Below are 22,394 nucleotides of genomic sequence, written 5' to 3' on the forward strand. Positions count from 1 at the left end.
CCGTTTCTAAAGCGCTTCTGCGCCGGCAATGATTTCGATCAGTTCGGTAGTAATCGCGGCCTGGCGACTGCGGTTGTACTGGATCGTCAGCTTGTTGATCAGGTCGCCCGCGTTGCGCGTGGCGTTATCCATTGCGGTCATCGAGGCGCCCTGTTCGGAAGCCTCGCGTTCGAGCAGGGCACCAAACAGCTGTGTCTTCACATAGCGTGGCAGCAGCTCTTCCAGGATTTCCTCTTCGCCCGGTTCATATTCGACCACGGCATCACCTGCGACAACGGTTTCGGGCGAGGGAACCGGGATCAATTGCACGGTGGTCGGATCCTGTGCCAGCGCCGACTGGAAGGTCGGGTAGATCAGGTGCGCAACATCGAACTGATCGTTGTCAAACATGACGACCAGTTCCTTGGCGATATCGTCGGCCTCTTCGAAACCGGGGGTGCGCACGCCGGAAGTATCGAAAAACTTGGCGATCCGCTCTGCATGGTCGCGCTTGATTGGCGCACGGCCCTTTTTGCCGACGAGGTAAAACTGCACGTCCTTGCCCGCGGCGATCAACGCCTGCGCCTGCTTCTTGGCCTCTTTCACGATATTAGCGTTGAGGCCGCCGCACAGACCCTTGTCGGTGTTGACCACAACCAGCAGGTGGCGCTGGTTGCTACCGGTGCCGGCCAGCAGCTTGGGCGCGCTGTCTCCGCTGACCTTTGCTGCCAACGAAGCCATCACCGCGCTCAGGCGTTCGGCATAGGGGCGCGCCGCTTCGGCAGCCGCCTGCGCACGGCGCAGCTTGGCGGCTGCGACCATCTGTTTGGCCTTGGTGATCTTCTGGGTCGACTTGACCGAGTTGATCCGACCTTTGAGTTCTTTCAGCGAGGCCATGTTGGCTCTCCTAGTGTGCTCTCAGGTTCAGGCGAACTGCTTGGCGAAAGCTTGCAGCGCGGCTTTGGTCTTGTCCGCAGTTTCGCCTTCGAACTTGGTGGTTTCGCGGATTTCCTTGAGGATATCGGCGTGCTCGGCCCGCATATAGGCCAGCATCTGCTCCTCATACTCGGTCACCCGGTCAACCGCGATCGCATCGAGATAGCCATTGGTGCCGGCATAGATCGACACGGTTTGCTCTTCGAAGGGCAGCGGCGAGAACTGCGGCTGCTTGAGCAGCTCGGTAAGGCGTGCACCGCGGTTGAGCAGCTTCTGCGTGGCGGCATCGAGGTCCGAGCCGAACTGCGCGAAAGCCGCCATCTCACGGTACTGCGCCAGCTCGAGCTTGATCGAGCCGGACACCTTCTTCATCGCCTTGGTCTGCGCGGCGCCGCCCACACGGCTGACCGACAGGCCAACGTTAATTGCCGGGCGGATACCCTGATAGAACAGGTCCGTCTCAAGGAAGATCTGGCCGTCGGTGATCGAGATCACATTGGTCGGAATATAGGCCGATACGTCGCCCGCCTGCGTTTCAATGATCGGCAGCGCGGTGAGCGAACCGCCGCCATTGGCTTTGCTCATCTTTGCCGCACGCTCGAGCAGGCGGCTGTGGAGATAGAACACGTCGCCGGGGTAAGCTTCGCGGCCCGGCGGGCGGCGCAGCAGCAGCGACATTTGGCGGTAAGCCACAGCCTGCTTCGAAAGGTCGTCATAAACGATCACGGCGTGCATGCCGTTGTCGCGGAAGAATTCGCCCATCGCGCAGCCGGTGTAGGGAGCGAGATACTGCAGCGGAGCGGGTTCCGAAGCGGTTGCAGCGACGACGATCGTATATTCCATCGCGCCATTTTCTTCGAGCTGGCGCACGATCTGCGCCACGGTCGAGCGCTTCTGGCCCACCGCGACATAGATGCAGTAGAGCTTCTTCGATTCGTCGTTCGACGCGTTGGCACCCTTCTGGTTGATGAAGGTGTCGATCGCGACGGCGGTCTTGCCGGTCTGGCGGTCACCGATGATCAATTCGCGCTGGCCGCGGCCGACGGGCACGAGCGCGTCGATCGCCTTGAGGCCGGTCTGCACCGGCTCCGAAACGGATTCGCGCGGGATGATGCCCGGCGCCTTCACTTCGACGCGGCTGCGCTTTTCAGCCACAATCGGGCCCTTGCCGTCAATCGGATTGCCCAAGGCATCGACCACGCGGCCCAAGAGGCCCTTACCCACCGGCACGTCAACGATAGTGCCGGTACGCTTGACGACATCGCCTTCCTTGATCTCGGCGTCAGAGCCGAAGATCACGACGCCGACATTGTCGGCCTCGAGATTCAGCGCCATGCCCTGAACGCCGTTGGCAAATTCCACCATTTCACCGGCCTGAACCTTGTCGAGGCCGTGGATGCGGGCGATGCCGTCACCCACCGAAAGGACGGAGCCGACTTCGCTCACTTCGGCCTCTGTGCCGAAATTGGCGATCTGGTCCTTGATGACCTTGGAGATTTCTGCGGCGCGGATTTCCATTTTCAGCCTTTCATCGAATCTTCGGGCATACGGGCTTTCAGCCCTTCATCGCCTTGGCGAGGGTATTCAGACGGGTGCGGATCGAGCCGTCGATGCGCTGCGATCCGATAGTGACAACGAGGCCGCCCAGCAGATCCGGGTCGACGCTCGACTTGAGTTTTACAGTGCGGCCCTGGCTGGCAGTGAGCCTGTCCTTGAGCTGCGCAAGCTGCTCGTCGCTGAGCGCATGCGCGCTGGCAACTTCAGCGGAGACTTCACCGCGCTGCGCGGCGGCGATGGCGCTGAAGGCGCGGATCATGTTGCCGAGCGCGGAAAGGCGGCGATTGCTGGCCAGCACGCCGAGGAAATTTGCCGTCAGATCCGACAGGCCGAGGTGAGCGGCAACTGCGGCGATTGCTTCGCCTTGTGCCTTGCGGCTCAACTGGGGATTGCTGGCGACTTCGCGCAGTTCCGCCGATTCGGCGAGCGCTGCGTCGAGCGTTTCAAGGTCCGATTCGACGGACGTAACAATGCCGCCCTCGGCCGCGAGCTCGAACAGGGCCGAGGCGTAACGCCCAGCAAGGCTAGCCTGTATACCGGCGGAAATATCCACGCGTCTTACGTCCTTCAGGATCTGCGAAAATAACGTTGCACCGCTTTAACCGTTCCGGGCACGTAAGGGGGCGCCCCGGCAAAGCTGGCGCGCGACTAGCAAAGGGTCCGGCATTAAGCAACCCGGCTTTCACGCCTTTTGCAATGGTGCGGCTTGGCCTAGTCGCCCCAGACCTGCCTGAGCCTCGCGTCGCGGCCGCAACCCTGGCGGTAGAATCTGTAGCGTAGCGGATTCTTCCTGGCGTAGTCCTGATGGTATCCTTCAGCCCTGTAGAAAGCGCTCTTGGCGATAATCTGTACCGCTACAGGCTTTCCCAATCGCCGCTCCACCCGGGCCTTCGAGGTTTCGGCGAGCTTACGCTGCGCCGCATTCACCGGGAAGATCGCGGCGCGATACGATTCGCCTTTGTCGCAGAATTGGCCAGCGGGATCGAATGGGTCCACATTCTTCCAGAACACGTCGAGCAGCTGCGAATATTTGACCTTGCGGGGATCGTAGATGACGCGCACTGCCTCGAAGTGACCGGTCCCCCCGGCGCTGACCTGCGCATAAGTTGGATTGCGTGTGGTGCCGCCGGTATAGCCTGACACCGCCTCGATTACACCCGGCACCGCTTCCATGTCATGCTCGGCGCACCAGAAGCAGCCCATGGCGAAATAGGCTTCGGCACGCGCAGGCAGCGGCGTGTCCTTCGCCTGCGTGAATGCCGACAATAGCGCTGCGGCGAATATCGCGAGGATCAGCCTCATGACGATTTGGGCATGCGCTTGGCGGGTACAAACTCCATCGCATCGCCGTTGATGCAGTGGCGCTTGCCGGTGGGTGGAGGTCCATCGTCAAACACGTGCCCCAGATGCCCCCCGCAGCGGCGGCAGTGCACTTCGGTCCGCACACTGAACCAGCTCCTGTCGATGCTGGTTCCGACATTGCCCTTGATCGCGCGAACGAAACTCGGCCAGCCGGTGCCGCTGTCGAACTTGTCGGACGAGCGATAGACAGGCAGCGCGCAGCCCGCGCAGGTATAAAGGCCAGGGCGCTTTTCCTTCAGCAGCGCGCTGGTGAACTGCCGCTCGGTCCCCTGTTCGCGAAGAATGTAATATTGTCGCGCAGTGAGCCTGCGCTTCCACTCGGCATCGCTGTAAGCGACCTCAAATTTGCGCGCGGGCTTGGCATTGGCGAATTGAGTGCGCGCGACCAAACCCGCGAACAGTCCGGCACCAGCGATCATTATATTGCGCCTGTTCATAGCCTGCACCTCGCTGCCGAATACGATTGTAACCGCCATTTGGTTCCGCTTGGGCTATTCCTGTCCCGATGAACTGATCCTTGCTTTGGGCTCGCACTTATAGACCAGCCGCTCGTTTGGGCGCGGCGGCAGCATGCCAATCACGCTTTGCTGCTGTTCGCCCAGGGTGGCTGCGGCATTGGTGCTGCCGCATTGTGGCGCATCATAGGCGCTGCGCGCTTCACGGGCCAGGGCCATCGCATCACGGCCCAGTAGGTAGTGCTCGCTCAGAAAGGTGCGCGTTTCCGGATCGTAACGGTTGATGGCCACCAATTCCTCGTCATCGGATACCAGCACGCGCGTCCATTCGCCATTGTTGAGGCCGTATTGCGTACGTGAGTTGACACAGCCATCGGCCGCCCAGTCGAACTCGACATCGTCGGTGCGCGCGCTGGTAACGCGGCTGCGTTCGGGTACGAAGGTGCACAGCATAGTCCCTTCGCGCGCTTGCGAGACGGGTTGGTCGGTCTGCTCGCCTATCTTCGCCTTCATTACCGCTTCGACCCGCCTGTCGATCTCGTCGATGCCGGGACGCGAAACCCATAGTGCCACAGCTGCTACCAGCGCCGTGAAGGCAATTCCACCGGCGATGGCCATGCGCCGCTCGCGGCCTTCCTGTTTGCGGGCCTGTTCAGCAAGATAGCCCGCAGCGATCGCCACGAGCAGCAGGATCAGCGCCAAAGCCATGGCGTTCTCACGCTCTTGCTGCACTTCCAACTGAGCTTCGAACTGGGCACGGTCGCGGCGCTGGGCCAGTTCGATTTCGCGCGCATCAATCCGTTCGCGTGCTTCGGCGCGCTGCTGTTCCAGCCGCGTGCGCTCAGCGGCTTCAAGATCGTCAATGCTGCGGCAGGGCAGCGCATTGACGCTGACATCAACTTCGTTGCTGCGCAGGAAAGGGAGTATCTCGCGAACCGAAACGGCGAAGTAGAACTCGGCGTCCGAACCGTCCGAATCCGCGCCGAAGCTGTTGACGCCGAGCACGCGCCCGCATCCGTCAAGCAGCGGCCCGCCCGAATTGCCGCGCCCGATCGGCGCTGTATGCAGGATAGTGTCGAACTGGCGGCTGGGGCGTGCACCCGACAGGAATCCACGGCTTTTCACCGGCGGCTGGGCGCGGAAAATATCACCGATATCAAGCCCCTGCGCACGGTCGACATTCATCGGGTAACCAACCGCAGAAACCTCTCCCATGTCTCCCGCAATGTTGCCCGAAAGCGTCAGTGGCGGCAGGCGCAGGCTGCCCTCGGTAATCTCTATCAGTGCCAGATCGTTGCGCGGGCTGACCGAAAGCGGGCGGGCATAGGCTGCTTCTTCGCCCTGCGAGGGCACCACGCCGATGCGCAAGGTATCATCCTGCAGCGCCTCGCGGATGACATGTGCGCTGGTGATGATCTGTGTGGGCGAAACGGCAAAACCCGATCCGTGGCTGACCGGATAAACTTCGCGCCCGTCCGTGCCGATGATCACCACGCGCACCACGCCGCGCGCCGCCGCTTCGATATCGGCCGGATCGGCCTGCGCCGTATGCGGCACGGACAGTGCGAACAAGCAGGCAAGAAATGTCAACAAGCGGCCCATGGCACCGCTGTTTGACGCCCAAATGCTTTGACCGCAAGCTTCGGGATGCAGTGAGCGGTGCTTTAACCTATCAAGGGCAACATGAGCAGTGAGACAATCCATCAGGATGAAGCCTGGGCCGCGGTGTTGCGGCGCGACCGCAGTTTTGACGGACGCTTTGTCACCGGGGTGCTGAGCACGGGCATCTATTGCCGCCCGTCCTGCGCGGCGCGGCACCCGGCGCGTGGCAATGTGCGTTTCTTTGCGACCGGATCCGAAGCTCGCGCTGCCGGGCTGCGCGCCTGCAAGCGTTGCCTGCCCGATGATGTGGCGCGCGACGAAGCAGCGGTTCTGGCGGCAATCGATGCGGTCAAGGCAGGCGAAACGGCTTCGCTGGAGGAGCTGGCTACCATCACCGGCTATTCACCAACCCATTTCCAACGGGTGTTCAAGCGCGCAACCGGGCTTTCTCCGGCCGCTTATGCTCGCGCGCTGCGCGAAGAGCGCGCCCGCGACAAGCTGGGAAATGCAGAGCGCGTGACCGATGCGATTTACGACGCTGGGTTCGAGGCACCGAGCCGCTTCTACGAAGGGATGAAAGGCAAGATGGGCATGACGCCAAGCGACTGGAAGAACGGCGGCGAGGGCAGGGTGATTAACTGGGCGGTGGTAAAGACCACGATTGCGCCGATGCTGGTCGCCGCAACAGAGAAAGGCGTGTGCTGCCTTGCCTTCAACGAGGGCGAGGCGGAACTGCAAGCCCGTTTTCCCAAGGCCCGGCTGGTGCATGGCAGCGAGGAATTCCGCGAGCTGTTCGCTGCAGTGACGCAGGCGGTCGAGCGGCCCGGTACCGGCGCCGGGATCCCGCTCGACGTCAAAGGCACGGCATTCCAGCAGCGCGTGTGGCAGGAACTGCGCCGTATCCCGCCCGGCGAAACGCGCAGTTATGGCGAACTCGCCGCCGCACTCGGCAAGCCCACGGCCAGCCGCGCCGTGGGAGGCGCGAACGGAGCCAACAATATCGCAGTGTTGATTCCGTGCCACCGGGTGATCCAGGCGGACGGTTCGCTGGGCGGCTATGCCTATGGCACCGATATCAAGCGCGAATTGCTCAAGAGGGAGGCGGGCGGGAACTGATCCAGTTTGGCCGGCACGCCCCCGGCTGCGCCTTGGTTAGCGCGCGCCGATAGGCGCGGTGCGCTCACGCATTGCGGGCCATCAGCCCGCCATCGACCGGGATCGCCGCGCCGGTGATATAGCTTGCGGCGGGTAGTACCAGCGACAGCGTGATATGCGCGACCTCTTCAGGTTCGCCGTAGCGTTTGAGCGCGGTACGGCGCTTGGCGAAGATTACCTTGTGTTCATCGGGGACCTTGTCGGTCATCGCGGTGCGGATCGGGCCGGGGCAGATGCAATTGACCGTGATCCCTTCAGGGCCAAGGTCGACCGCAAGCCCGCGGGTGAGGCCGATCACCCCCGTTTTTGCCGCGACATAGGGCGTGTCGCCCGGCGTTGCGCCCAGCCCCTCGGTCGATGCGATGTTGACGATGCGTGCGGCGTCACTCTGCCGCAGATAGGGCAGGGCGGCACGCACCATGCGCTGCTGCCCGGTCAGCATAACCGCAATCGCGCGGTGCCAGACATCCTCGTAAGCCTCATCATCAAGCGCACAAAAGCTTGAGATACCAGCGTTGTTGACGAGGATGTCGATCGCGCCGAAATCTTCCGCCACCTGCGCCACCACGCGCTTGATCGCTTCACCATCGGACACGTCAAGCGCATAGGGCCGCGCGTTCAGCCCGCATTCGCGCGCCACCGCTTCGCATGCTGCCAGGTCAAGATCGGTAACCGCCACCTTTGCGCCTTCGTTGGCGAAAAGCTTTGCCGTGGCGCGGCCCATGCCGCTCGCAGCGCCGGTAACGATGGCTACCCGGCCCGCGATCGAGCGCGAAAGGCCTGGGCCCTCGCTCACCTGAACGGCGGTTCATTGAAGGCGCGCAGCTTGCGGCTGTGCAGCCGATCGCCTTCATTGCGCAGCCGCGCGCATGCCTTGATGCCCATTTGCAAATGCGCCGCGATGGCCTCTTCGTAAAAGCTGTTGGCCTGGCCCGGCAGCTTGATCTCGCCATGCAACGGCTTGTCGCTGACGCACAGTAATGTGCCATAAGGAACGCGGAAACGGTAACCCTGCGCGGCGATGGTGGCGCTTTCCATCTCGATCGCGATCGCGCGGCTTTGCGAAAAGCGCTTGGCGCTGCGCGAATAGAGCAGTTCCCAATTGCGGTCATCGGTGGTGACCACGGTTCCGGTGCGCATGCGCTGTTTGAGGTTGGCGCCCTGAACGCCCGAAACTTCTTCAGCAGCGCCGGCGAGCGCAAGCTGCACTTCGGCGATCGGCGGGATCGGGATTTCGGGCGGCAGCACGCTGTCGAGCACATGGTCGTCACGCAGATAGGCATGCGCGAGCACGAAATCGCCGATCTTCTGGCTTGAGCGCAAGCCGCCGCAGTGGCCGATCATCAGCCAGCTGTGCGGGCGCAACACCGCGAGATGATCGCAGATCGTCTTGGCGTTGGAGGGACCGACCCCGATATTGACCAAAGTGATGCCGCGTTTATCTTCACGGATCAGGTGATAGGCCGGCATCTGGTGCTTGCGCCAAGCGGTGTCTGACAATTGGTCGCGCGCGCTGTCCGTACGCTCATGAATATTGAGTCCGCCGGCTCCAGTCAGTGTGGTGTAGCCTTCGCTGCCGATTTGCTGGCCGGCCCAGTCAACGAATTCATCGACATAGCGGTGATAGTTGGTGAACAGGATAAAGTGCTGGAAATCTTCCGTGCTGGTTCCTGTGTAATGCGCGAGCCTGGCCAGCGAGTAATCGGTGCGCAGCCCGTCAAACAGCGACAGCGGCATGGCAAAATCGGGCTCTGCCACTTCGTGCCCGTCGGCCAGTTCGTCGCCGATCAGCGCCAGATCGGTTGAGGGAAAGTGCTTGGCCAGTTCCTGCGGTGCGATCCCGGCCATTGCCGCGCCTGCTTCGCCGTCAAGTACATATGGAAAGGGGATTTCCTGGCGCGAACGGGCGACTTCAAAACGCACATCGTAATCCGCCTCGATCAGCGAAAGCTGTTCCTGAAGATATCCGGCAAACAGTGTCGGGCGCGTGATCGTTGTCGCATAGGTGCCCTGTTGCTCCAGCCGGCCAAAAGCACGGGAGCGGTCGGATGGCGCGCCATCGCCAGAAAAATGCACCCGCAATTCGGGATAGGCATAGCTGCCGTCTTCGCGTTTGCGCTGTGGCGGAACAGCGCCTGACCGCGCATATTCGATCACATCCTCGCGCAGCGCGGCAACCGCCGCGTCAAAGTGTTCATTGAGTTGCTGGAGGATATGTTCGATATTGTTCATACGGCGGGATTACTCCTCTTGTTCTGATTTTCAATGACAGTCCTGCAGCGCGATAGTGCGGCTGTTACAAAAAGGGCGCGGCCTCTCGGCCACGCCCCTTGCTGGTTCGGAAAGATAGAACGCCGGATCAGGCTTCGTCTTCCTCAACCGTTTCTTCGAGCATGTCGGCCGGAATTTCGCCCGGCTCAAGGTTCGGGGCGATGCGGTTCGCTTCGGCCTGTTCCTCGATTTCCTTCTGTTCGTCTTCGAAAATCTGCGCGAGAACGTCGATACCCTTGCTCTGCAGTTCGGCTTCGTCGTCCGAGCGGGCGACATTGGCCTTCACCGTCACATGCACTTCCGGGTGCAGCGCAACGGTGACGTCATGCATGCCGATCATCTTGATGGGGTGGCCCATCACGACCTGCTTCTTGTCAACATTGTGGCCCTGTGCCTCGAGCCCGGCGACGATGTCGCGCACGTTTACCGAACCATACAGCTGGCCGGCATTCGAAGAGGCGCGGATCAGCACGATCTCGGCACCGGCAACCTTTGCACCCAGCTTTTCGGCTTCGCCGCGCTTCTCGGCATTTTCCTTTTCCAGGCGCTCGCGGTTCGCTTCGAAAACCTTCTTGTTGGCTTCGTTGGCGCGCAGGGCCTTCTTCTGCGGGAGCAGGAAGTTGCGGGCGAAACCGTCCTTCACGGTCACAACGTCGCCGATAGAACCCAGCTTCTCGATCCGTTCGAGGAGGATGATATCCATGTTCGTTCTCCTCTTACTTTACGATGTAGGGCAGCAGGCCGATGTGGCGAGCGCGCTTGATCGCCTTGGCGAGTTCGCGCTGCTTCTTGGCCGAAACGGCGGTGATGCGCGACGGAACGATCTTGCCACGCTCGGACATGAAGCCCTGCAGCAGGCGCACGTCCTTGAAATCGATCTTCGGTGCGTTCTTGGCAGCGAAGGGGCAGGATTTACGGCGGCGGAAAAACGGGCGGGCCATCAGTCGCGCTCCTCACGGTCTGTGCGGCGCTTGCGCTCGCGGTCCTGTTTGCGCATCATTACCGAAGGGCCTTCTTCATGCTCGTCCACGCGGACGGTCATGTAGCGGATCACATCTTCGTTGATACGGGTCTGACGCTCAAGCTCGGCGACGACCGAACCCGGTGCGTCAATGTTGAGCATCACGAAATGCGCCTTGCGATTGCGCTCGATCTTGTAGGCGAGCGATTTGAGGCCCCAGGTTTCGGTTTTGGTGACCTTGCCTTCATTCTGTTCGACGATTTCGGTCGCCGCAGCCGCCAGCGCATCGACTTGAGCCTGGCTCAAGTCCTGACGCGCGAGAAAGATATGCTCATAGAGAGCCATCTCGCTTCCTTTCACTTCCTGCCGATCGCTGGCCGTTCCGCGCGGTTCGCGGGCGCCCCTCCGGCTTTCTTCACAAACACCCGCAAGCCGCAGTCCGGCCCAAGGGATGCGCGCACATAGCGGGTTTGCCGGCGAATGCAAGCCTTGCGCAGTCGGCGCGCTGCGGGCAGTGCGGCTTCAGCGAAGCTTTCAGGAGGTGTGCGGTGCCCGGTGGTTTGATGGCCCTGCTTGATGACGTATCGATCATCGCACGGGCAGCGGCGGCATCGATTGACGATGTCAGCGTGGCAGCAGGCAAGGCCGGCACCAAGGCGGCAGGCGTGGTGATCGACGATGCGGCGGTGACGCCGGGCTATGTCACAGGCCTTTCGCCTGCGCGCGAGTTGCCGATTATCTGGAACATCACCAAGGGCAGCCTCAAGAACAAGCTGCTGATCCTGCTGCCTGGCGCGCTGCTGCTGAGCTGGCTGCTGCCACAGGCGATCATCTACCTGCTGATGCTGGGCGGGGGCTACCTTTGTTATGAAGGCGCTGAAAAGGTGATGGAGAAGCTTGGCGGCAGACATCACGGCGAGACGCTGGAAGATCCGATCGAGGATTTGGCGGAGTTCGAAAAGAATCGCATCAATGGGGCGATCCGTACCGATCTGATCCTGTCGGCGGAGATCATGGCGATTTCACTCAACGAGATTGCGACGATATCGGACAGTTTCTGGATCAGGGCCATGGCCCTGGCGCTGGTTGGCATTGCCATCACCCTGCTTGTTTATGGCGCGGTCGCGCTGATCGTGAAGATGGACGATGTCGGCCTGCATCTGGTTCAGCGTGAGAACGGCTTCGCGAAAAAGATCGGGAAGTTTCTGCTCCACGCCATGCCCAAATTGTTGACTCTGCTCTCGGTGGTCGGGACGATCGCGATGCTGTGGGTCGGCGGCGGGATCGTCCTGCATGGGTTGGAAGAAATCGGCCTCAACGCGCCCGCCGATTGGGCGCACGGCGTGCAGCACGCGGTGGAAGGGTTCACGGGTGCGCTGTCGGGCGTGCTGGGCTGGGCCAGCTATGCGGGTGTTTCAGCGCTGTTCGGGCTGGTGCTGGGCGCATTCATCGCGCTGGTCCTGCACAAAATGGTGGGTGCAGGAGCCGGTGAAGCGCATTAGGACTGCAATATGAGAAAGCCAGTTCTCTACACTTGCGCCGGATCGCGTGGGCTTCGCGCCAACTGGGCCGCCGAGGAAGCCGGAGTCGATATTGACCTCAGGCTGCTGCCATTCCCGCCGCGCTATCTTGCGCCCGAATATCTCGAACTCAACCCGCTGGGCACTGTGCCGCTGCTGGTCGACGGGGATGCGCGCATGACCGAAAGCTGCGCCATTGCGCATTACCTTGCCAGCAAGGACGGTCCATCGCCGCTGGTCGTGGCGCCGGGCGAGCCGGACTACGCCGCCTATTGCGATTTCACCTACCACGCCGACGCCACGATCACTTTCCCGCAGACGGTCTATATGCGGTTCGCGGTCTTCGAGAAGGAGAAGGGCTGGGCCGAGGCGGGTGAAGCCTATGCCAAGTGGTTCTGGAAACGGCTGGTGAAGCTGGAACAGCGGCTGAAGGGCCGCGAATATCTGTGCGCCGATCGCTTTACCGTGGCCGATATCTGCTGCGGCTATGCGCTGATTCTGGCCCAAAGAGTGGGGCTGGATGAAGGCGTGCCTGAAAGCCTCAAGGCCTATCGCGAGAGCTTGACCGCGCGCGAAGCATATCAGCGTGCCGTGGCCCGCGAGAGCGCAGGTCCTGCTGCGATTTAGCCTAGTGCGGAGAGGATCGAACGCGCAAATTCGGTAAGCGTGTCGTCGCGCGCGCCCATCACCACGATCCGGTCGCCCGGCTGCGCCAGTTCCACGATCCGCGCGCCGCAATCCTCGCGGGCAGGGATATGCTCGGCCTTTCCGCCCGCTTCCCCGATCAAGGCAACGATCCGTTCAGTCCCCTCGCTGCGATCGACCGTGCCGCCGAAATAGACCGGGTCGCACATGATGGTGATGTCTTCCGGCCCAAGCTCGCGCGCGAAGGTTTCGGCCAGTTCGCGGCCCATCTGGCGCAGCGGGCCATAGCCATGCGGCTGGAAGAAGGCGATCACGCGCCCGGGATGCGCCTTGAGCGTGCGCAGGGTGGCGGCGCATTTCTCCGGATTGTGCCCGAAATCGTCGATCACGGTGATCCCGCTGGCACTGGTGCCGATAATGTCGAACCGGCGCGCCAGCCCGGCGAAGCTCGACAGCGCCTCCACTGCGATGCCCACCGGCACACCGGCGCAGGCGGCCCCGGCAATCGCGGCTAGCGCGTTGGAAAGATTGTGCCGCCCCGGCATGTGCAGCACCAGTGGATGGGTGCTGCCATCGTGCCGGTCCACCACCACCGCTGCCTGCCGCACAGGCCCATCGGCAATGCTGCCGGGCACCACACCGATCTGCGCCTTCTCCTGCTCGATCCCGAAGGTGACCACCTCCTTCGCATGCGGTAGCAGTGCCAGCGCCTCGGCATCGTCGGCATTGATTGCGGCGATCCGGCTGCGGGCGAGATATTCGGTGAACAGAATGCGCAGCTCGTCCATAGTCTTGTGGTCGAGGCTGACATTGGTCAGCACACCCACCGCCGGGCGATAGAGCGCGATCGAACCGTCGCTTTCATCGACTTCGCTGACATAGATGCTGCGCCCGCCAACAACTGCGCTGGCGATGGGGCGATCGGGCGTGACGAAATTCTTCATCACTGCGCCGTTCATGATCGTGGGGTCGCGCCCGGCGACCTGCATGATCCACCCCAGCATACCGGTGACGGTCGATTTTCCGCTGGTCCCGGCAATCGCGATCCCCGCGCCGCTGGTATTGAACAGGATCGAATTGAGCTCCGCGCGGGTCAGCTTGAGGCAGCCAAGTTCCTTTGCGCGCACCATTTCGGGCACCGTATCTTCGATCGCGGCGGAAGCGACGAGGATCTGCTCTTTCGAGGTGATGCCACTGCCGTCTTGCGGGAACAGGGCGAAGCCCTGGCGTTCGAGCGCAGCGAATTTTTCCGGCGTGCGGCCCTGGTCGCGGCTGCGGTCCGATCCGCTTACGCTCGCACCACGCCCGGCCAGGATCTGCGCCAGCGGCAGCATGCCCGATCCGCCGATCCCGCAGAAGAAGAAGGGGCGCGCCAGCAGCTCGTCATAGGTGGGGAATTCGGCCATGCCCGGACCGGTATTGAGTTGTGCGGGGCAAGACAAGCGGGCAGAGTGGCGCCATGACCAGAATTGCCGTCTGCGCCCCTGCCACGCCGATCACGCGCGAACACGCCGAAGCTGCCGAGCTTCTGGTGGCAGATGAGTTCCCGCAGCATTCGATTCACTTCCACGAGCAGTGCTTCACAAGCGCGGGGCATTTTGCGGGCAGCGATCTCGAGCGGCTTGAGGCGCTGGTCGAACTCGCCAATGATCCGGCCTATGATGCCGTTTGGTTTGCCAAGGGCGGCTATGGCTCAAACCGCATTGCCGAGGCGGCAGTGGCGCGCATGAACGCGGCTGCACGGTCCAAGACTTATGTCGGTTTTTCCGACATGGGCTATTTGCTGGCGGCATTCTATCGCCACGGGATCGGACAACAGGTGCATGGTTCGATGCCGGTCAGCGCGCGTAGCGATACCGGGAGAGAGGCAGTGCGGCGGGTGCTGCGCTGGTTTTCGGGGGATGGCAGCGGTCTTGAGCCAAGCCTTGACGGGCAGACCCCGGCGGTTGCCTTCAACCTCATCACTCTGGCGATGCTCATCGGCACCCCGCTGATGCCCAGGCTCGACGGGCATGTGGTTATGGTGGAGGAAGTGAGCGAGCACCTCTATTCGGTTGACCGGCTTTTTTTCCACATTGTCAACGCCTTGCCGCGGATTGCCGGACTGCGGCTTGGCGCAGTGACTGACGTGCCGGAAAACCATGTTGAATTCGGCCAGTCGCCGGAGGAGATTGCGCAATTCTGGTGTGCGCGGGCGGGCATCCCCTATCTTGGGCGCGCAGAGATTGGACACACAGCGTTTAACCGGATCGTGCCCTTCGGCCTTGCGAGTCCGCCTACCGCTGGCTAACCGCGCGGAGTAAGTTTGAAGAGCATTTCCACCCGCTCCCTCCACCCTTCCACCCGGAGTCTGCCGGGATAACATCCGGGTGGAAGGGTGGAGGGAGCGGGTGGCCAGGCCAATAAAAACAAGGATATTCAATGCGGGCATTCATATTTCCAGGGCAAGGCAGCCAAAAGGTCGGCATGGGAGCCGATCTGGCCGGGGCAAGCGCGGCCGCACGCGAAGTGTTGGAAGAGGTTGACGAGGCGCTGTCGCAGAAGCTTTCCGCGATCATGCGCGATGGGCCGGAAGACCAGCTGACGCTGACCGAAAATGCCCAGCCTGCGATCATGGCCAACGCCATCGCCACGCTACGGGTGCTTGAGCGCGACTTCGGCGTTTCGCTGGCAGAAAAGGGCGCCTGCGTCGCTGGCCACTCTCTGGGCGAATATTCAGCACTGTGCGCGGTCGGGGCATTTTCGCTGGCCGACACTGCGCGGCTGCTCAAGCTGCGCGGCCAGGCGATGCAGGCGGCGGTACCGGTGGGCCAGGGCGCGATGGCGGCGCTGCTCGGTGCCGATATTGACAAGGCGAGTGCGCTGGCCGCTGCTGCCGCGCAGGGTGAAGTGTGCGAAGTTGCCAATGACAACGATCCGACTCAGGTGGTGATCAGCGGTCACAGGGGCGCCATCGAGCGCGCCATCGAACTGACCAAGGATCACGGCATCAAGCGTGGTATCCTGCTTCCGGTTTCGGCGCCGTTCCACTGCTCGCTGATGCAGCCTGCGGCGGACCGGATGGCCGAAGCGCTCGAAGCGACGCCGCCGGGGCCGTTCAGCCTGCCCGTCTATGCCAATGTCACGGCGGCGAAGATTACCGACCCGGCCGAGGAGCAGCGCCTGCTGGTAGAGCAGGTTACGGGCCGCGTGCGCTGGCGCGAAAGCGTGTTGGCGATGCGCGCGAGCGGCATCGAACAGTTCGTCGAACTGGGCGGCAAGGTGCTCGGCCCGATGGTTGGCCGGATCGACAGGGAGGCGGCAACCGCCAGCCTTGTGACGATGGAAGATATCGAGAATTTCGCGAAGGAGCTCGGCTGATGTTTTCACTCAAGGGAAAGAATGCGTTGGTTACGGGTGCCAGTGGCGGCATCGGCTCGGCGATCTGCTGTGCCCTGGCCCGCCAGGGCGCCCGCCTCGCAATTTCGGGTTCGAACGCAAGCAAGCTGCGTGCCTTCCGCGAACAGCTCAACGATGAATACGAGCACGACAATGGCGATCATGTTGAAATCACCTGCAATTTGTCCGACACCGTGCAGGTCGAAGAGTTGATTCCGGCCACGGTCGATACGCTCGGCAGCATCGATATTCTGGTCAACAATGCCGGCATCACGCGTGACAACCTCGCGCTGCGGATGAAGGATGAGGAATGGGATGATGTGATCCGCATCAACCTTGAATCGACCTTCCGGCTGATGCGCGCCGCTGCCCGCCCGATGATGAAGAACCGCTTTGGCCGCATCATCTCGATCACCAGCGTGGTGGGCGCGACCGGCAATCCGGGCCAGATGAACTATGCCGCGGCCAAGGCGGGCATCGTGGGCATGACCAAGAGCTTCGCGCAGGAAGTGGCGAGCCGCGGGATCACCGCCAATTGCGTGGCGCCTGGCTTCATCCGCACCGCCATGACCGCTCAGTTGCCCGATGCGCAGAAGGAGGCGCTTAACGCCCGTATCCCGATGGGCCGCATGGGCGAGGGCGAGGATATTGGCGCTGCAGTGGCCTTCCTTGCGAGCCGCGAGGCAGGCTATATCACGGGCCAAACGCTGCATGTGAACGGCGGCATGGCGATGCTGAGCTAGGGTTTGCGGAATTTTCGCAAGAAATTTGCGTCTTTTCCCCAAGGAATCGGGCAAGCGAAAGCCGCGAACTTGCCGCATTTGCCGCTTGCGCTAAGGTCAAAGCAGATTTTCCGGCGCTGTGGGGCGATTCCGGCCTAGGGCGCGCATCAAGGGGTTGAGAAGGACCTATGAAGGCCACAATCGAACGCGCGACGCTGCTGCGCTGCCTGTCACACGTTCAGTCGGTGGTGGAGCGGCGCAACACCATCCCGATCCTGTCCAACGTTTTGCTCGATGCCAGCGATGGCGGCACGCTGAAGGTAATGGCGACCGACCTTGACCTGCAAGTGGTCGAGAACATGGCCGCAGCCTCGGTCGAGGCGCCGGGCGCGATCACCGTTTCCGCGCACCTGCTGTTCGACATTGCGCGCAAGCTGCCTGAAGGCAGCCAGGTCAGCTTCGAAACCTCGGACAACCGGATGGATGTCAAGGCCGGGCGCAGCCGCTTCAAGCTGCCCACTTTGCCGCGTGACGATTTCCCTGTGATTGTCGAGGGCGAACTGCCAACCAGTTTCGAAATCCCCGCCAAGCAGCTTGCTGAGCTGATCGACCGCACCCGTTTCGCGATCTCGACCGAGGAAACCCGCTATTACCTCAATGGCATCTTCCTGCATGTGACCGATGACGACACGCCGGTGCTGAAGGCTGCCGCCACTGACGGCCACCGGCTCGCGCGCTTTACCCTGCCTCGCCCCGATGGCGCAGAGGGCATGCCTGACGTGATCGTGCCGCGCAAAGCCGTGGCCGAGCTGCGCAAGCTGCTGGAAGAATCGATGGACGGCAATGTCCAGATCGACCTTTCGGCCAGCAAGATCCGCTTCACCCTGGGCGGTGAGGGCGGCGTGGTGCTGACCAGCAAGCTGATCGACGGGACTTTCCCCGATTACAGCCGCGTTATCCCGACCGGGAATGACAAGCTGCTCAAGCTCGATCCCAAGAGTTTCTACGAGGGTGTTGACCGCGTGGCCACCATCGCCACGGAAAAGACCCGCGCAGTCAAGATGAGCCTTGAGAACGACAAGGTCACACTTTCGGTCACTTCGCCCGACAATGGCACCGCCGCAGAAGAGCTGGCGGCGGATTACAATTCGGGCGACCTCGAGATCGGGTTCAACGCCAATTACCTCAAGGATATATTGAGCCAGATCGACAGCGACACGGTGGAGCTTCACCTGGCCGATGCTGGTGCGCCGACGCTGATCCGCAAGGACGAGAAGAGCCCGGCGCTCTATGTATTGATGCCAATGCGGGTTTAGTCCGGGGTGGCGGCCGAAGTCCGCATCTTCGGCACGGTCATTTCGACCTATACGCGGATTATCGAGATCACCGCCGAAGAGGCGGGCCTGAGCCACGAGACCATCGCCACAGCCGCCAATTCGCCAGCGAACCGGCACCCTTTCGGCAAGGTGCCGGTGGTCGAGGTGGACGGGCTCGAGCTCTATGAGAGCGTGAGCATCGCGCAATATATCGACAATGCGCATAATGGCGGCGCGCTGCAGCCGCGCGATCCCGCCGCGCGCGCGGTGATGGACCGCTGGATTGCGATCGCCAACAATTACCTCTTCCCCTTGTTCGAACATGGCCTGCTGATGCCGTGGATCATGCATCGCTATGCCGGGCTGCCGCTTGACGAACAGAAGATCGCGCGCAGTTTGCCCAATATCTCGCGCGCGCTGGCATTCTGCGACGCGGAGATCGCCCATGACGGCGCCTGGAGCGCAGGCGCATTCGATCTGGCGGACGTGTTCCTCTATCCGATGCTGCGCGGCGTGCAGCTGACCCCTCAGGGCAGGGCAGGGATTGCCCAATGCCCCTATCTGTCGGCCTGGATGGCAGTGACAGAGCAGCGGGGCAGCATCCGCGCAACCCGCTGGGAAAGCGAACCGGACTAGGCTAGGCAGGCCCAAACAGGAGACCAGCCGATGACCGCACAACAAGTCCATGTCCGCCGCGACGATCTGAGCAATGCCAGCCTGGCCGAAATCGGGCAGGGTGAGCTGGCCGATGGCGCGGTGCGGTTGGAGATCGAGAGCTTCTCGGTCACTTCCAACAACGTCACCTATGCAGTGGTGGGCGAGCAGGTCGGCTACTGGAATTTCTTTCCAGCCCCCGAAGGCTGGGGCATTGTGCCGATGTGGGGCCATGCGAAGGTGATCGAAAGCAAGTGCCCCGATATCGCGGTGGGCGAACGGGTCTACGGTTATCTGCCGATGGCGACGCATCTCGATGTGATCCCGGGCAAGGTCTCGGCCAGCGGCTTCACCGACATGACCCATTATCGCCAGCCGATGAGCCCGATCTACAACCAGTATGCGCGGCTCGCGGCAGACCCCGAGCACGATCCTGCGCACGAAGCCGAGCGGATGATCTTCGGCCCACTGTTCAAGACCGGCTTCCTGATCGAATATTTCATGCGCGCCAATGACTGGTTCGGGGCCGAGGCGGTGATCCTCACCAGCGCTTCGTCAAAGACCGCGCTAGGCCTCGCCAGCGTGGCGAAACAGAACTCGCCGGGCATCAGGCGTGTCGGCTTGACCTCGGCGGGCAATGTCGAATTCGTCAAGGGCACCGGGCTCTATGACGAGGTGGTCGCCTATGGCGATGTCGGTTCGCTTGAGCAGTTGCCAAGCGTTTCGGTCGACTTTGCCGGAAATGGCGTGTTGCTGGCGCAAATCCACCAGCATTTCGGCGAAAGCCTCAAATATTCCTGCCTTGTCGGCGTGACGCATATTGACGAGCGCCGCGGGCCGGTGGGCTCGGCTTCGGGGCTGCCCGGGCCAACACCCACGCTGTTTTTCGCGCCCGATCATGCAGTGGCGCTGTTCAAGGAACTGGGGCCCCAGGAAGCGGGCAAGAGCATGGCAGCGGCCTGGCACAGCTTCCTGCAAGCCGTGGAAGGCTCGGTCGAGATCGAGCGCCATCAGGGACTGGAGGCTGCGCGCCAGACCTATCTCGCAATGGTCGGCGGCACGGTTGATCCGGCCAAAGGAATCGTGATCGAGCCCTGACCCAGGCGCTCAGATATCGACGGCGATCTTGCCGAAGTGCTTATTCGCCGCCTGATGGCGGAAAGCATCGGCCAGATCTTCGAGCGGGAAATGGTCCGAGATCACCGGCTTGATGCCGTTGGCCTCGATCCCCGCGATCATGGCAAGCTGCTGCGCCCGGCTGCCCACGGTGAGCCCCTGCACGCGCAGGTTCTTCGCCATCAGCAGCGCGGTCTGCACCGGCCCTGCAAAGCCTGTCAGCACGCCGATCAGCGCGACATGGCCACCGACGCGCGTTGCCACCATCGACTGGTCGAGCGTGCCCGCACCGCCGATCTCTACCACGCAATCCACGCCGCGCCCGCCAGTGATCTCTAGCGCCTTGGCGCCCCAGGCCTGGACTTCCTTGTAATTGATCCGGTGATCCGCCCCAAGCGCCTGCAACCGTTCGAGCTTCTCGCCCGATGAGCTGGTCGCGATCACATTCGCCCCGGCCGCCTTGGCGAATTGCAGCGCGAAGATCGACACACCGCCGCTGCCCTGCACCAGCACGGTATCGCCCGGCTTGATCGTATTGTCGACGAACAGCGCTCGCCATGCCGTCAGCCCGGCGCAGGTGAGCGTAGCGGCCTCGGCATGGTTGTAGCCTTGCGGCACGCGGGTGAACCAGTGGGTGGGGGCAGTGATCGCCTGGCGCGCATAGCCATCGATCCCGTCGCCCGGCACGCGGGTAAAGGCGGTCTGCGGCGGCGCGCCGTCTATCCAGTTGGGAAAGAAGGTGCTGACCACCGCGTCGCCCACGGCAAATTCGCTCACACCTTCGCCCACTGCGGTCACTTCACCCGCGCCGTCCGACATCGGGATACGGCCCTGCGCGGCAGGGATCATGCCCATCACCACGGCATAGTCGTGATAGTTGAGCGAGCTGGCCCGGATGCGAACGGTGATTTCGCCGGGGCCGGGGGCGAGGGCATCTTCGATCTCGACCAGTTCGAGCGCTTCCAGGGTGGAGGGTGCGCTGCCCGTGCGGATGGCTTTCATTATTCCGCCGCCTCGGCCAGTTCCGTCCTCTGCGGCCCGCGGATCAGCCCGCCGGGCGCTGCGCCGGTCCATTTGCCGTCACGGAAAGTAACGGTGCCGTTCTTGATCGTGGCGACATAGCCTTCGGCCTTTTGCAACAGCCGCTTGCCGCCTGCGGGCAAGTCAAACGCCAGCCACGGCTTGCCCAGCTTGAGCCGCTCCATGTCGATGATGTTCAGATCTGCCAGATAGCCGGGGGCCAGGATGCCCCGATCCTCCAGTCCGTAAAGCCGCGCGGTGTCCCGGCACTGCCGCTTGATCGCGTTTTCCAGGCTGATGCGCGCGCCTCGCTTGCGATCGCGCACCCAGTGCTCGAGCATGAAGGTGGGGCTGGCCGCATCGCAGATGGTGCCGCAATGCGCCCCGCCATCGGAAAGCGAATTCACCGTATCATCGCTATGCTGCAACGGCAGGAGAAACTCGAGATCGCCATCGGCATAGTTGAGGATCGGGAAGTAGATGAAGCCCTTGCCGCCATCCCGGCATAGCATGTCATAGGCATATTCCTGCGGATCGATCCCGGCGGCGGTGCCGCGCGCCTGCACTGTGGCATCCTGCGGCGGTTCGTAATCGAAATCCTCGTCCATCTCGAACATCAGGCCCCAGCCATTGGTCAGTGCGAAGACCACTTCCCTGGTGTCCTCTGCTACCTCCGAATAATCGTTGGGTTCGGCCAGCAGCCTGGCCTTGAAGGCGGGATCGAGCAGCTTCGCCTTCTGTTCCGCCCAAGGCAGTTCCTTGATCGCCTGCCAGCTCGGGCGGAGCACAAAGGGGTGCACAGTGCCCTGCCACGCCATTATGATGCCGTTGCCGCGCAAGGCGATCTGGGCAACGATATTGGCGCCATTGTCATTTTGCGCGCGCATATTGGCGATCTGTTCATCCAGCGGCTGTTCCTTGGCGATCGATTGCAGTGCGGCGAAGGTGACGGGCAGGCCGGTTTCGCGGCTCAAATCGCCCATCCACTCGAACTCGTTCCATTCGCGGCGCAAATCGCTCGCCATTTCGAACACGCCATGGCCCGCACGGCCCATAGCGCGCCCCAGCTCCACCAGTTCTTCGGCAGTGGCTGTGGTACCGGGCACCAGCACGCCGTTAACGTCCTTGTGCAGCACGGTGCGGCTGGTGGAAAAGCCAAGTGCACCGGCGCGCACCCCGTCCTCCACGATCTTCGCCATCTGTGCGATGTCCTGTTCGGTGGGCACGGCACCAGGCTGTTCGCGCGCACCCAGTACATAGGCGCGCACCGCGCCATGCGGCACATGGGTGCCCACATCGACCGCGCGCGGGAGCTTTTCCAACGCGTCGAGATATTCGGGGAAGGTTTCCCATTCCCATGTGATCCCTTCGGCAAGGGCAGTGCCGGGAATATCCTCTACCCCCTCCATCAACTGGATCAGCCAATCATGCTTGTCAGGCTTGGCAGGGGCGAAGCCGACCCCGCAATTGCCCATAACCACGGTAGTAACGCCGTGCCAGCTTGAAGGGGCCATCTCCTGGTCCCAGGTCGCCTGGCCGTCATAATGGGTGTGGATGTCGACAAAACCGGGGGTCACGATCAGGCCGCTGGCATCGATTTCTTCCTCGGCATCCCCGGTCACCTGACCGACTTGCGCGATCAATCCACCCTTGATCGCGACATCGCCGGTGAAGCGCTCCGCTCCGGTGCCATCGACGATAGTACCGCCGCGGATAACAAGATCAAACATCGCCATTGGAGCTCT

23 protein-coding genes are annotated in these 22,394 nt (G+C 62.4%); 9 read left to right on the plus strand and 14 right to left on the minus strand.

Translation table 11 applies throughout. The features are described from left to right. Positions 1–6 precede the first annotated feature (6 nt). The 6 genes from ACX3VQ_RS12110 to ACX3VQ_RS12135 all read right to left on the minus strand — a co-directional run bounded on the left by ACX3VQ_RS12110 (position 7) and on the right by ACX3VQ_RS12135 (position 5,891). Positions 7–876, minus strand: a complete 870-nt coding sequence (locus ACX3VQ_RS12110) for a F0F1 ATP synthase subunit gamma (RefSeq protein ID WP_462581317.1) — start codon at positions 874–876, stop codon at positions 7–9. 27 nt (positions 877–903) lie between these two features. Next, the gene (atpA, locus tag ACX3VQ_RS12115; RefSeq protein ID WP_462581318.1) at positions 904–2,433 is read right to left on the minus strand and encodes a F0F1 ATP synthase subunit alpha; all 1,530 of its coding nucleotides are present in this window, start codon (positions 2,431–2,433) and stop codon (positions 904–906) included. A gap of 37 nt (positions 2,434–2,470) precedes the next feature. Continuing rightward, entirely contained in the window at positions 2,471–3,025 is a 555-nt protein-coding gene (locus tag ACX3VQ_RS12120) for a F0F1 ATP synthase subunit delta (protein WP_462581319.1), read from the minus strand. A 158-nt stretch (positions 3,026–3,183) separates the two neighbouring features. After that, on the minus strand, positions 3,184–3,774 hold the full coding sequence (msrA, locus tag ACX3VQ_RS12125) for a peptide-methionine (S)-S-oxide reductase MsrA (protein WP_462581320.1): 591 nt from the start codon (positions 3,772–3,774) through the stop codon (positions 3,184–3,186). Next, positions 3,771–4,253, minus strand: a complete 483-nt coding sequence (gene msrB, locus ACX3VQ_RS12130; protein WP_462581321.1) for a peptide-methionine (R)-S-oxide reductase MsrB — start codon at positions 4,251–4,253, stop codon at positions 3,771–3,773. Before msrB ends, msrA begins: the two co-directional genes overlap by 4 nt. 72 nt (positions 4,254–4,325) lie before the next feature. After that, complete coding sequence (locus tag ACX3VQ_RS12135) at positions 4,326–5,891, minus strand: trypsin-like peptidase domain-containing protein (RefSeq protein ID WP_462581322.1); 1,566 nt, start codon at positions 5,889–5,891, stop codon at positions 4,326–4,328. Between the two features lie 81 nt (positions 5,892–5,972). Here ACX3VQ_RS12135 and ACX3VQ_RS12140 point away from each other — a divergent pair, with 81 nt between their 5' ends. After that, positions 5,973–7,007 carry a bifunctional transcriptional activator/DNA repair enzyme AdaA gene (locus ACX3VQ_RS12140; RefSeq protein ID WP_462581323.1) on the plus strand — a complete coding sequence of 345 codons (1,035 nt, stop codon included), beginning with the start codon at positions 5,973–5,975 and terminating at the stop codon, positions 7,005–7,007. Positions 7,008–7,071: 64 nt separating this feature from the next. Here ACX3VQ_RS12140 and ACX3VQ_RS12145 read toward each other — a convergent pair whose 3' ends face one another. From ACX3VQ_RS12145 to rpsF, 5 genes are all read right to left on the minus strand, one after another. Beyond that, the gene (locus ACX3VQ_RS12145; RefSeq protein WP_462581324.1) at positions 7,072–7,842 is read right to left on the minus strand and encodes an SDR family NAD(P)-dependent oxidoreductase; all 771 of its coding nucleotides are present in this window, start codon (positions 7,840–7,842) and stop codon (positions 7,072–7,074) included. Beyond that, positions 7,839–9,278 (minus strand): AMP nucleosidase, encoded by a 1,440-nt coding sequence (locus ACX3VQ_RS12150; RefSeq protein ID WP_462581325.1) that lies wholly within the window; start codon positions 9,276–9,278, stop codon positions 7,839–7,841. The genes ACX3VQ_RS12145 and ACX3VQ_RS12150 overlap by 4 nt, the downstream gene beginning before the upstream one ends. A gap of 127 nt (positions 9,279–9,405) precedes the next feature. Further along, entirely contained in the window at positions 9,406–10,020 is a 615-nt protein-coding gene (gene rplI / locus ACX3VQ_RS12155) for a 50S ribosomal protein L9 (RefSeq protein ID WP_462572407.1), read from the minus strand. Between the two features lie 13 nt (positions 10,021–10,033). Then, positions 10,034–10,258: a small ribosomal subunit protein bS18 gene (rpsR, locus tag ACX3VQ_RS12160; RefSeq protein ID WP_462572406.1), complete on the minus strand. Its 225-nt coding sequence runs from the start codon at positions 10,256–10,258 to the stop codon at positions 10,034–10,036. Then, a complete protein-coding gene (rpsF, locus tag ACX3VQ_RS12165) occupies positions 10,258–10,623 on the minus strand; it encodes a 30S ribosomal protein S6 (protein WP_462572405.1) in 366 nt (121 codons plus the stop codon). The genes rpsR and rpsF overlap by 1 nt, the downstream gene beginning before the upstream one ends. Before the next feature lie 203 nt (positions 10,624–10,826). On the opposite strand from rpsF, the gene ACX3VQ_RS12170 reads away from it, so the two are divergent. Together ACX3VQ_RS12170 and ACX3VQ_RS12175 are read left to right on the plus strand one after the other, a co-directional pair. Further along, entirely contained in the window at positions 10,827–11,780 is a 954-nt protein-coding gene (locus ACX3VQ_RS12170) for a DUF808 domain-containing protein (protein WP_462581326.1), read from the plus strand. A gap of 9 nt (positions 11,781–11,789) precedes the next feature. Then, positions 11,790–12,425, plus strand: coding sequence for a glutathione S-transferase family protein (locus tag ACX3VQ_RS12175; RefSeq protein WP_462581327.1), 636 nt, complete (start codon positions 11,790–11,792; stop codon positions 12,423–12,425). Here ACX3VQ_RS12175 and ACX3VQ_RS12180 read toward each other — a convergent pair. Further along, a complete protein-coding gene (locus ACX3VQ_RS12180; protein WP_462581328.1) occupies positions 12,422–13,849 on the minus strand; it encodes a glutamate ligase domain-containing protein in 1,428 nt (475 codons plus the stop codon). The genes ACX3VQ_RS12175 and ACX3VQ_RS12180 overlap by 4 nt on opposite strands. A 53-nt stretch (positions 13,850–13,902) precedes the next feature. On the opposite strand from ACX3VQ_RS12180, the gene ACX3VQ_RS12185 reads away from it, so the two are divergent. The 6 genes from ACX3VQ_RS12185 to ACX3VQ_RS12210 all read left to right on the plus strand — a co-directional run bounded on the left by ACX3VQ_RS12185 (position 13,903) and on the right by ACX3VQ_RS12210 (position 19,611). Continuing rightward, on the plus strand, positions 13,903–14,733 hold the full coding sequence (locus tag ACX3VQ_RS12185) for an LD-carboxypeptidase (protein ID WP_462572401.1): 831 nt from the start codon (positions 13,903–13,905) through the stop codon (positions 14,731–14,733). A gap of 131 nt (positions 14,734–14,864) precedes the next feature. Then, positions 14,865–15,803 carry an ACP S-malonyltransferase gene (gene fabD, locus ACX3VQ_RS12190; protein WP_462581329.1) on the plus strand — a complete coding sequence of 313 codons (939 nt, stop codon included), beginning with the start codon at positions 14,865–14,867 and terminating at the stop codon, positions 15,801–15,803. Then, complete coding sequence (fabG, locus tag ACX3VQ_RS12195) at positions 15,803–16,564, plus strand: 3-oxoacyl-ACP reductase FabG (RefSeq protein WP_462572399.1); 762 nt, start codon at positions 15,803–15,805, stop codon at positions 16,562–16,564. The genes fabD and fabG overlap by 1 nt, the downstream gene beginning before the upstream one ends. Positions 16,565–16,731: 167 nt before the next feature. Beyond that, positions 16,732–17,859, plus strand: a complete 1,128-nt coding sequence (gene dnaN, locus ACX3VQ_RS12200) for a DNA polymerase III subunit beta (RefSeq protein WP_462572398.1) — start codon at positions 16,732–16,734, stop codon at positions 17,857–17,859. Between the two features lie 6 nt (positions 17,860–17,865). After that, on the plus strand, positions 17,866–18,495 hold the full coding sequence (locus tag ACX3VQ_RS12205) for a glutathione S-transferase family protein (RefSeq protein WP_462581330.1): 630 nt from the start codon (positions 17,866–17,868) through the stop codon (positions 18,493–18,495). 30 nt (positions 18,496–18,525) lie between these two features. Next, entirely contained in the window at positions 18,526–19,611 is a 1,086-nt protein-coding gene (locus ACX3VQ_RS12210) for a DUF2855 family protein (protein WP_462581331.1), read from the plus strand. A gap of 9 nt (positions 19,612–19,620) precedes the next feature. Here ACX3VQ_RS12210 and ACX3VQ_RS12215 read toward each other — a convergent pair whose 3' ends face one another. Together ACX3VQ_RS12215 and ACX3VQ_RS12220 are read right to left on the minus strand one after the other, a co-directional pair. Then, a complete protein-coding gene (locus ACX3VQ_RS12215) occupies positions 19,621–20,631 on the minus strand; it encodes a zinc-dependent alcohol dehydrogenase family protein (RefSeq protein ID WP_462581332.1) in 1,011 nt (336 codons plus the stop codon). Then, positions 20,631–22,385, minus strand: a complete 1,755-nt coding sequence (locus tag ACX3VQ_RS12220) for an N-acyl-D-amino-acid deacylase family protein (protein ID WP_462581333.1) — start codon at positions 22,383–22,385, stop codon at positions 20,631–20,633. The genes ACX3VQ_RS12215 and ACX3VQ_RS12220 overlap by 1 nt, the downstream gene beginning before the upstream one ends. Positions 22,386–22,394 lie beyond the last annotated feature (9 nt).

Source organism: Altererythrobacter chaiwopuensis, assembly GCF_054957735.1.